General features: G+C 69.6%; 4 protein-coding genes and 1 pseudogene. All 5 read right to left on the reverse strand.

Annotation, left to right across the window (positions count from 1 at the left end; all coding sequences use genetic code 11):
* Positions 1–13 precede the first annotated feature (13 nt).
* Positions 14–4,540: a cellulose biosynthesis protein BcsC gene (locus tag LL962_RS18235; RefSeq protein ID WP_228317930.1), complete on the reverse strand. Its 4,527-nt coding sequence runs from the start codon at positions 4,538–4,540 to the stop codon at positions 14–16.
* Positions 4,522–5,703 (reverse strand): cellulose synthase complex periplasmic endoglucanase BcsZ, encoded by a 1,182-nt coding sequence (gene bcsZ, locus LL962_RS18240; RefSeq protein WP_228317931.1) that lies wholly within the window; start codon positions 5,701–5,703, stop codon positions 4,522–4,524. The genes LL962_RS18235 and bcsZ overlap by 19 nt, the downstream gene beginning before the upstream one ends.
* Entirely contained in the window at positions 5,700–8,018 is a 2,319-nt protein-coding gene (gene bcsB, locus LL962_RS18245; protein WP_228317932.1) for a cellulose biosynthesis cyclic di-GMP-binding regulatory protein BcsB, read from the reverse strand. Before bcsB ends, bcsZ begins: the two co-directional genes overlap by 4 nt.
* A 44-nt stretch (positions 8,019–8,062) precedes the next feature.
* Positions 8,063–10,207, reverse strand: a complete 2,145-nt coding sequence (gene bcsA, locus LL962_RS18250) for a UDP-forming cellulose synthase catalytic subunit (RefSeq protein ID WP_104584974.1) — start codon at positions 10,205–10,207, stop codon at positions 8,063–8,065.
* An 82-nt stretch (positions 10,208–10,289) separates the two neighbouring features.
* Positions 10,290–10,570, reverse strand: a pseudogene (locus LL962_RS18255) (hypothetical protein); the annotation flags it as partial.

Here is a 10,570-nt window from a genome sequence, read left to right on the forward strand (position 1 = left end):
ACCGGAGGGCGCCTCAGCGATCGGCGGCGTAGGGCGAGGTCAGCACCTGCGGTGCACGGCCCAAGGCGGCGCCCAACCGGTCCATCACGAACCGCAGATAGAGATTGCTGCTGAACTGGTTGTAGTCGCGCGCGTTGTTGAAGGTCATGCGCCCACCCAGGAACAACTGCGGCGCCACCTGCCACTCGGCCGCACCGCTGAGGTTGTAGGACACCCCGGTGCGGCTTTGACCCGCGTACACCGGATCGGTGTAGCGATCGACCAGACCGAGCAGCGCGGCCAGCGAGGCGGCGTCGTAGGCCGCCTGCTGCAGGCCCGGATCGGTGGGGAAGTACGGCGTGGGATCGGTCTTGAAATGCTGCACGCCGATGCTGGCATCGACCTTCCAGTTGACGCTCTGCCCCGCGCTGCGGCCGCTCCAGTGCACCGGGAAGCCGAGGTCCACATACTCCTGCGGGCTGAAGTAACCGCCGTGGCCGTAGGTGAAGCCGCTGAGGTTCTTGTCGTATTGCATGGCGGTGAGGTTGACGCCGGCGGTCAGCGACTGATTGCGGGTTTCCAGTGCATGCACATAGAAGCCCAGGTCGGCCTGGCGGTGGTCGTTGTCGGCCACATTGTTGCCGGTCAGGCGGTGCGCGGCGAGATTGGCGTAGCCGCCGAGCAGGCCGTTGTCGGCCGTGGCCGACAGCGCGATGCCGCTGCTGGTGACGCCGCCCCATTCGCGGCCACTGCGGCCGTCCTGCGTGCCGGCGAACGACAGCACGCTGTCGGTGACCGCGCGCCGCGAGGCATCGGCCGACCAGCTCACCGTCTCGCCGAGCTCGCCGCGATAGCCGACCCCGCCGACGATGTTCTGCTCCTGGAATCCGATCGGCGTGCTGCCCACATCGGCGCTGAAGCCGCCGTTGCGATAGCGCACGCCGACACCCACGCCGGTATCGTCCTGGCCGAGCCGGCGCGCGCCGTTGCCGGTGGCGGCCATGCCGTTGAGCGTGGCCGCCAGCGTGGTGGGCGTCTGCTGCGCAGCAGCGCTGCTGCCGGCCAGCGCCTGCAGCGCGGCGCCATCGCCAGCGGCGAGCTGCTCGCGGATGGCGGCGTTGCCGAGGATGTCGCGCGCCAGCTGGGCGATCGGGGTATTGGCGGCGTTGACGCTGAGCAGGTACGCCGGCAACGGTTCGTTGGCCAGCGCGGCCACCGCGGCCGGCGTGCTGTTGTTGTTCTCGGTCAGCAGCTCGCCGAACAGACCGGTGTTCAAGGCATAGCGACGCAGGCGTTCGCGCGTGGCGGCGGTATTGCCCTGGGTGGCGAGCAGTTGATACACCGAGGAATTGACCAGCGTATCGATGGGGCTGCGATCGGCGGCCAGCGCATCGTTGACCGCCGTCTGCGGGCCGGTGCCGAAGCGGCTGGCGGTGGCGTAATCGGTGGTCACGGTGCCGGCATCCACCACGGTCGGCGTCAGCGTCACGCCGAGCTTGCCTTCGCCGACCGCGAACTCGGCCTGCACCGGCATCTCGATGTCGTCCAGGCGGCCCAGGCCGTCCTCGCCATCGCGCGAGCGATACAGTGCGCCACCGGCGAGGTGATCGCTGTTTTCCGACTGCACCGCGCGCAGTTCGTCGAGCACGCTGTTGCCGCTGCTGGCCGCGGGCAGCGCCTGTGCCGCGACGCCGCGCGGACGCAGGTCGTCGGCCGCTGCCAGCGTTGGCGCGCTGCGCGTGGGCAGACGCGTACGGCTGGTCGGTGCGGGCAGCACCGACGGCGCTGCGCTGGCGCTCACCGGAGGCGGCAGGAGATCGGCACTACTGCCGGCATAGGCATCCGCACCGGCGGTGACAGGCGCGGTGACGGGCGCAGCGAAGCGGGCAGCGGCCGGTTGCGCGGGCAGCGGCACCAGCGCGGTCTGCGCGTAGGCACTGCCGGCATCCATGCGCTCGGACAGCACCGCCGGCGAACGCGGCGTGCCGCCGGTCATGCCGGAGAACGGATTGAGCGGGCGGCCGGACGAGGCCACGGCGACGGGGCCGCGGGCGGCAGGCAGGCCGTTGTCGAGCTGGCCGGCCTGGCGTTGCTGGGCGGCCAGCGCGGCGCGGAAATACTGCTCGGCCTTGCGGTTCTTGCCGGCGCTGCGATACACCCGGCCGGCCGCGGCGAGCACGTCCGGCGACTCCGGCGCCTGCGCCAGCGCGCGCTGCAGAAAGCTTTCGGCATTGCGCAGGTCCGACTGCGCGGCGGCGCTGTTGGCGGCGGCGGTGAGCGTGTCCAGATCGTTGGGATGGCGTTGCAGGATCTGCTGATAGAGCGCCAGCGCCTGCGGCTGGTCGCCGGCCGCGGCATACAGCCGGGCCAGCGCCGCCTGCGCGTCGCGGTTGTCCGGTTGCTGCGCCAGGATCGGCGACAGCGCGTCGTAGGCAGCTTCCAGATTGCCCAGCTCGCGCAAGGCATCCACCTGCCGCAAGGTGTAGGCGCTGCGCAGGCTCTGGTAGCGACGCAGCTGCTCCGGGGTCAGGGTGGTGGCCTGCAACTGGCGCAGCACCGCAGAGAGTTCGGCGTCCTGATGCGCGCGCAGCAACACGCCGGCATATTGCAGGCGGTCTTCGGTGCGCGGGTTGGCACCGGTGACCAGGCGCTGGGCCAGCACGAGGGCGCGCTGGGTGTTGCCGGCATCAGCGTGCGCGCCAGCCAGCGCGGCCAGCAGTTGCGGGTCGTCGAGCTGGTTGCCGAGCGCGGTTTCGGTACGCGCCAGCAGTTGCTGCGCCTCGCCGACCCGGCCTTGCTGCACCAGCCCGCGCGCCTGGCGTGCCTGCAGTTCGATCCAGGCGGTGGTGCGCAGCTGGGTCATCTCCGGCGTGCGCGCAGCAGCGGGAATGCGATCGAGGCTGTTGTAGGCCCCCTGCCAATCGCCGCTTTCCTGGGCGAACACCGCATTGGCATGCAGCGCTTCGGGTTGGTCGGCATGCACGGCAAGCAGGCCGTCCATGACGCTGCGGGCCTGGTCGGGGCGGCCGGCCTGTTGGTACAGGCGCGCCAGATCCAGGCGGATCCAGCCATCGCCAGGACGTTCGACCATGGCCGCTTCCAGCTCGGCCTGCGCGCTGACCGCATCGCCGGCTTCCAGAAACTGGCGGGCGCGGGCGCGCTGTACGTTGGAACGCAGCAAGGCCTGTCCACCGGACTTGGCGCGTTCGGCGGCCGGCAGGCGGTTGAACAACTCGGTGGCCTCTTGCATGCGGCCCTGGCGGCTGTACAGCCCGACCAGGCCCTGCAGGGCGCCGGCATTGTCGGCGTCGCGTGCCAGGGCCTTGCGATAGCTGGCCTCGGCCGCGACCGGATCGCTGGCGGCCTGCAATCCGCCCAGTGCCACGTGGCCGGCCGGCTCGTTGGGCAGCAACTGCACCGACTGCTCCACCAACTGGCGTGCCTGCGCCAGATCGCCGCGCGCGCGCGCGGCCTCCGCCTGCTGCAGCTGCTGCCAGTAGCGCGCGCTGTCCAGCGCGGTCTTCCACTTGCCGTTGCTGGCCGCGGCCGGGCGCAGCAACTCCTGCGCTTCGGAGAAGCGCTGCTGACGCAGGCGCACCGAGCCCAGCCCGCCCAGCGCTTCGGGATCGCGTGCCCGCGCGCGCAACACCTGGGTGAAGCGTTGTTCGGCCACGCCCAGATTGCCGGCGTTGAGCGCGCGGAAGCCTTCACCGAGTGCGATGCCGTTGGGATCGGCGGGCGCGCTCTCGGCAGTGCGGCGCTCGCTCAGCTGGCCGAGCTTGGCCGTGATGTCCGCATCGTTCGGGGTGCCGGCCAGGAACGCCTGGTACAGCGGCGCATCGGCGGTGCTGGCGTTGAGCCACAGCAAGGCCTGGCGCCAGCTGGTCCGCGCCGGGCCGCCCACATCGGCGCGCTGGGCCAGCGTGCGCAGCTGCGCGATGCCCTCGCGGCGGGTGGGTTCGCGGTAGCTCAGCACCTGGGCCAGCGCCAGTTGCACCGACGGGTTGGCCGGCTCGCTGGACTGCAGCTTGCGCAGACCGTCGCGGGCGCGCTCCCAGCCGGTAGGCGTGCCGGCCAGCGACTGGTAGTACTCCAGCGCCAGGTTCGGCGGCGGCGGCTTGCCGGCAAACGCGGCTTCGTAATTGCGCGCGGCTTCCACATACCGCCCGGCCGAGGCGGCGCGGCGCGCGTTGCGCAGGTTGGGATCCTCGCCGGCGCCGCCACTGCCGCGCGCGCCGATCGCCACGCGCAGGCGCTGGGCTTGCGGCGACTGCGGGTGGGCGGCTTCGAGCTGCTGCAGGCGCTTGCGCGCTTCGGACTGGCGGCCTTGTGCCAGATCGATCTGGGCCAGACCGAGCAGGGCGTCGGGCTGGTCCGGATCGATGCCGAGCAGCTTCTTCCAGGTATCGGCGGCCAGATCGTCGCGGCCCTGGTCGTGCCAGTAATTGCCCTGTCCGACCAGCTGCTGGGTGGCGCTGGTCTGCGCCTGCGCCGGGCCGGCGAGCAGGCACAGGTCGATCATGCCGGCGAGGTAGAGCGGGGTCAGTTTGTTGCGGAGCATGCAGGCGTTCTCCAGGCGGGCAGCAGGCGCCCGTCTGCGGCAAAGCGGTAGCGGTTCTCGAGCCAGCCCTGTCCGAACAGGGCCAGCGTGCGTTCGTAATACGGCAGGGCGGCGGCCGCAGGCTGGGCGGCGGCGGGAATGCGCTGCGCCTGCGCCTTGAGCAATGCGGGCTGGCGCAGGGCGCTCAGGTAGGGCAGCAGCGCGGCGGAAAACCCCACCGGCACCGCGCCGGTGCCCACGCCGCGCGCGGTATCGATCTTCTCGGCGAAGCCGGTGCCCGCCGCCAGCAGGTCGGCCGGGCCGGACAGGTCCTGCAGCAACTTGCTGCGCAACGGTTCGCCGGCATCGAGCATGCCGGCCCACAGATACACGCGGATGGCGTCGTAACTGCCCAGGTTGCCGCGTTTGGGATCGGCCGCGAAGGTCTTGCCATCCCACACCGTCCAGTCGGGGGCGAAGCCCACCGGCGCACTGTCGCGCAGCACGCGCGCGCTGTTGGCGGCGATGGCGGCCCAGGGGCCCTTGGGATCGGCGCCGGCGCAGCGGCGCAGCACCTGGATCGGCAGGTAGCTGGGGTTGAGCGTCCAACGGCCCTGTTCGAGGAAACCGCTGCGGCCGGGCAACAGCATCGGGCCCAGCCCCGGCAGCGTAGCCACTTCCTGCGCACGTATCAGTTGCAGGATCTGCTGGCCGGCCTTGACGTAGCCGGGGCGATTCCACAGCCGGCCGGCTTCCAGCAGCGCGTAGGCGATCCACAGCTCGCCGTCGCTGGCGGTGTTGGGGTCGAGCACACGCCAGGTGCCGGCTTCGTCGCGGCCCCACAGCCAGGCCGGCAGGTTCAGGTCCGGGCGACCGCCGCACAGGTTGTGCCGGGTCCAGCCCAGCACCTTGTCGAACAGCACCTGGTCGTTGGCCACCAGCGCGAAGAACAGCGCATACGACTGGCCCTCGGAGGTGGAGCGCTGATCGGCGTTGAGGAAATCCACCACCCGCCCGTCGGGCTGGATGTGCCTGGACACGAACGCGTTCCACAACGGCCAGCTGCCGCATTGCGCGGGCGCCGGCTTGGCGCCGGCAGGCAACACCGCGGCCAGGCCAGCCAGCGCACCGGCGCCCAGCAGGCGGCGGCGGGTCAAGACACGGCCGTTGTCGTGTGCGTTCATGTGCCCTGCCCCTCGTTGAGACGTTCTGCGGTGTGCCGGCGCAGCACCACGCGGGCGGCCAGGGCCAGCAACAGCGCCAGCAGCACCACGGTCAACGCCAGCCACACCGGGTGGTGCGAGAAGTACCAGCGCAACCAGGTCGGCAGCGGCAGGTGCCCGACATAATAGGTCTGGTTGCCGACCAGGCTGGTGACCTTCTTCTGCTGCAGCAGCACCACGCTGCCCTGGAAGTCCTTGAGCAGGGCCGGGTCGAACCAGGCATCGAACAGGCGGCTCATGTTGGCCGGGTCTTCGGTCTGGAACGCCACCACGCTGCGACCGGATTTCAACGGCGATTCGAAACCCATCAACAGCACGTCGTCCGGCTGCGGCTGCAGCGCGATCTCGGCGGTGGTCGGCAGGTCGGTGCGGCGCGCGTCGAAGGACAGGAAGCCAGGCAGCTTGTCCAACAGCCAGTCGGTCAGGCCCATGCGGCGGCTTTGCCCGTCCTGGCTCAGCGGCAGTTGCGCCTGCCATTGCTTGAACAGGGGCTGCGAGGTGGCGCTGCCGAGCAGCAGCAGGTCGCGATCGGCGTGTTGCTGGATCGCGCTGGCGCCGATGATCTGCGCATGCAGCGCCGGGTAGCCGGTGGAGGCGCCAAAACGGCCAAGCAGGGTCAGCACATTGCCCAGATCCTGGTCGCCGGGATTGTTGGGCAGCACGATGGTCGACTCGGACAGGTCGGCCAACCGGGTGAACGGATAACCGGCATTGGCGAAGGCGGCCAGGTTCGGCATCGCCATGTAGTGGTGGAAGCCACTCAGGTCGATGGTGGAATCGGCATCGATGGCGCCGGAGACGTCCGGGAAGGTGTTCTTGCATTCCTCGCCCTGCGGGCGATCGAAGAAGAAGTGGAAGCGCAGCTGGCTATTGGCCGAGAACGCGCCCACCGGCAAGGTCAGATCCTGATGCACCGGCATGCTGCCGCGCGCGCCCAGGCTGTTCCACCAGCGCACCGGGGTGGATTCGGCATACGGGCGCCCGGTCAGCGGCAGCGTGGTCACGAACGACTCGTTGATGCTGACGTTGAGCGCGGACTTGTTGTCCACCTCCGGCACCGTGTAGCGGTACTTCAGCGCCACCGGAATGCCGTCGCGTTCCCACACGAACAGGTCCGGCGGCAGCTGCAGGCCCACCCGGATCAGGTCCGGGTGATAGCCGGTGACGTTGAGCGCGCCGGGCTGGCTGACCAGATCGCCGAAGCGCACCGGATGCTCGCTGGACACCCACTTGGGCGCGTCGTAGGGCTGGCGCGGCGCCGGTGCGGACATCTCGCCGATCCGGGCCACCGCACCGGTCAACGGCGCACGCAGCGCCAGTGCGGCGGCGGCGCGCTGCAATTCCTCGGTCGTGCGGCCGAGTATCAGCAGCAGCTTGCCGTTGGGATCGGTCGGGTTGACCACCACCGCCACGGTCGGGCCGCGGATATCGGCCACGCCGCTGTCGGCGGTGGCGAATTGCGCCGGCAAGGTGGCGGGCGTGGCCAACACCACCGCGTTGCCACTGGCCGGCAGGGCCGTGGTCGAGGCCGGGAACACCGCGCCGCGATATCCGGCCAGGGTGCCGAACCACGAGGCCACCGTGCCGGCCGCCTGCAGCGTGGCCAGATCCGGCTGCTGCGGGAAATAGAACGGCAGTTCCAGCCGGCGCGTGTCGCGCACATCGAAGAACGGCACCGGCAGCAGCGCCAGGTTGTTGGCCAGCGCCAGCGGCGTGGTGGTCAGCGACAGGCTGGTGGCCGCGTCCACGTTCGCCCACAGGCTGCTGTGATCGGGGTCTTCGCACTCGCGCGTGTAGTGGCCGATCAGCTGCAGGTTGAGCTGGTTGTAGTCGGTGATCAGGCGCGGATCGACCGGCAGATCGGCCGAGAGCAGCTTGCCGGCATTGGCCTTGTCGGTCGGCAAGGTGGCCACGGTGACGCCGTTGATGGTGACCTTGACGTGCGACAGGTCCGGCAACAGCGACGGCGAATAGCTGTACTTGAGGTTGAGCGTGGCGGCGGTGACGATCTCGTCGCTGCGCACGCTGAAGGGCACGCCGGCGCTGCCCTGCACGCCGCGCAAGGTGATCTCGTAATCGATGCCCAGATCGCGCAGCGTGGCCGCGCGCGTGCTGCCGGCCGGCAGCGGCGCCCCCGGCGCCTCTGGTGCGGCGGACGCGATCGTGGCCTGCGGATCGGCGCCGGCCGGCGCTGCGGATGGCACGGCCTGCTGCGCCTGCGCCAGTCCGGTCAGCAGGGTGAGCGCGCAGGTCAACAAGGCGGGGGACATTCGCATCAATCGGTTCTTGGCAAGGGAAAGGGACACAGCACGCATCGAACTCACGACTCCAGATCCAGCGGACGCGCCGGGCGGAAACCCTGCCGTGCGCTGTCCACCATGTGCCGGCCCAGCCGCCCGAATCCGCGCGCGCTGGCTTCCAGCACCTGGCCCATCGAGCGCCAGAACGAATCGCGGTCGTGCTGGCCCCACTGCGACAGCCAGATATCGGCGCGCGCGAAGGTGGACGCCACCAGCCAGCGTTCCTGTTCCATCGACATCTGGGTGAACTGGATGCTGACCTGGCCGTCGCGATCCTGCCGCACCACCGCCGGCAAGGTCTGTTCGATGCCACGATGGCTCAGGCCGATCTGGACCGGCAGGCCGGGTTCGATCGGCTGCGGCTGATCAAGCTTGATTGCCATGCCGCCGGTGGAAAAATTCAGCGAGCGGCTGGCCAGCACGTTGCCATCGGGCAGGTACAGGTTGACCGGGATATCCAGCGGCACGCGGTGTGCGCTGCGCACCTGGCGGGTTTCGCTGGCAGTGGCGATCGTGGCGCCCAGCAGCACCATGTTGTACAGCGTCCAGGCCAGGTTGAACCAGATCGTCTGCTGCTCGCCGCTGCCGCCCACATAGATCAGCCGCAGCACGCCGGCCACCACGCCCACCACGTTGAGCAGCAGCAGGAACAGATAGGGCTTGGCGATCTGCGCGTCGAAATAGCTGCGCGCCACCAGGCCACCCTTCGGGGTCACGTTGAACTTGCCCAGCTTGGGATTGATCAGCGCCACCAGCGTCGGGCGGAAGATGTACCAGGCCAGCGTGGTCTCGTAGACCTCGTTCCATAGCAGATGCCGGAACCGGCTTTGCACGCGCAGATTGGTCAGGTTCGCCTGCAGGATGTGCGGCAAGGCGTACGCCAGGATCATCAGGGCCGAGGCCTGGATCACGTGCGCACCGAAGAACAGGTAGGCCAGCGGCGCGGTGAGGTAGATGATGCGCGGCAACCCGTAGAAGAAGTGCAGCATTGCATTGAGATAGCACAACCGCTGCGAGAGCCTGAGCCCGCGGCCGAGCAAGGGATTGTCGATACGGGCGATCTGCGCCATGCCGCGCGCCCAGCGGATGCGCTGCGCCACGTGGCCGGACAGGCTTTCGGTGGCCAGGCCCGCGGCCTGCGGGATGGCCAGATACGCGGTGCGATAGCCGCGGCGCTGCAACTTGAGCGCGGTGTGCGCGTCCTCGGTGACGGTTTCCACCGCCACCCCGCCCACCTCTTCCAGCGCGGTGCGCTTGATCACCGCGCACGACCCGCAGAAGAAGGTGGCATTCCACTGATCGTTGCCATCCTGCAGCAGGCCATAGAACAGCTCGCCCTCGTTGGGCACCTTGCCGTGGGTGTCCAGGTTGCGTTCGAACGGATCCGGCGAGAAGAAATAGTGCGGCATCTGCACCAGCGCCAGCTTGGTGTCGCGCAGGAACCAGCCCATCGCCACCTGCAGGAACGAGCGGGTGGGAATATGGTCGCAATCGAAGATCGCCACGTACTCGCCGCTGCACTTCTTCAAGGCGGCGTTGATGTTGCCGGCCTTGGCGTGCGCATTGTTGGTGCGGGTGACGTAGTTGATGCCGACCTCGGCGCAGAAGTCGCGGAACTCGTCGCGGCGGCCGTCGTCGAGCAGGTGGATGGTGATCTTGCCGGCCGGCCAATCGATCACGCTGGCGGCCAGCACGGTGGTGCGCACCACCGACAGCGGCTCGTTGTAGGTGGGAATGAACACGTCCACGCTCGGCCACAGGCTCTGGTCGGACGGCAGCGGCACCGGCTTGCGGTTGAGCGGCCACAGCACCTGGAAATAGCCCAGCACCAGGATCACGAAGGCATACAGCTCGGCACCCAGCAGGCCCAGGCCGAGGATGAAATCCACCGCACTGCCCACGCCCATGGTCTGGGTCATGCGCCACCAGATGTAGCGGCACGACACTGCCAGCGACATGCCCATCATCATCAGGATGACCAGGCGTCCGCCGCGGTTGCGCACCGCCAGCGCCACGGCGAACAGCACGCCGGAGAACACCAGCTGCTGGTTCACGTCCATCGGCACGGCCACCACGAACACCAGCAGCAACGCACCCAGCAACCACAGCGCCCAGGTCGCCAGCCTGGGCAACGGTGATGCGGAACGGGCACGGGTCTCGGTCATCGGGCGGATCCTTTCTGGCGTGGCGGCAAACGGAACGGGCAAGCGCAGCGGCGCTTGCGGCAAGTGACTCAATCGAGCGCGATCACCGCGAGCGCAGCCGCTTGAGCGGGCTGTGCGCCGAGCCGCGCGCATCGGCCTGCAACAGCCGCTGGAACAGGCGCTCCAGGGGTGTCTGCGCCGGCCGCTCGGGCGGGGTCAGCCCGCGCGGGCCGGGCTCGTCGAGTTGGCGCAGCTTGCGCAATGGCGCCAGTGCATCGGCCGGTAGGCTGGCCGCCTGCTCGGCGGACGCAGCGGCGTGCGGCGCAAGCCAGGTCGGCACTCCCGGCGCCGCTGCCGGTACGGGCGGCGGCACAGGCGCAGGCG

The organism is Xanthomonas sp. NCPPB 1067 (assembly GCF_020783795.1).
Classification (GTDB): domain Bacteria; phylum Pseudomonadota; class Gammaproteobacteria; order Xanthomonadales; family Xanthomonadaceae; genus Xanthomonas; species Xanthomonas melonis.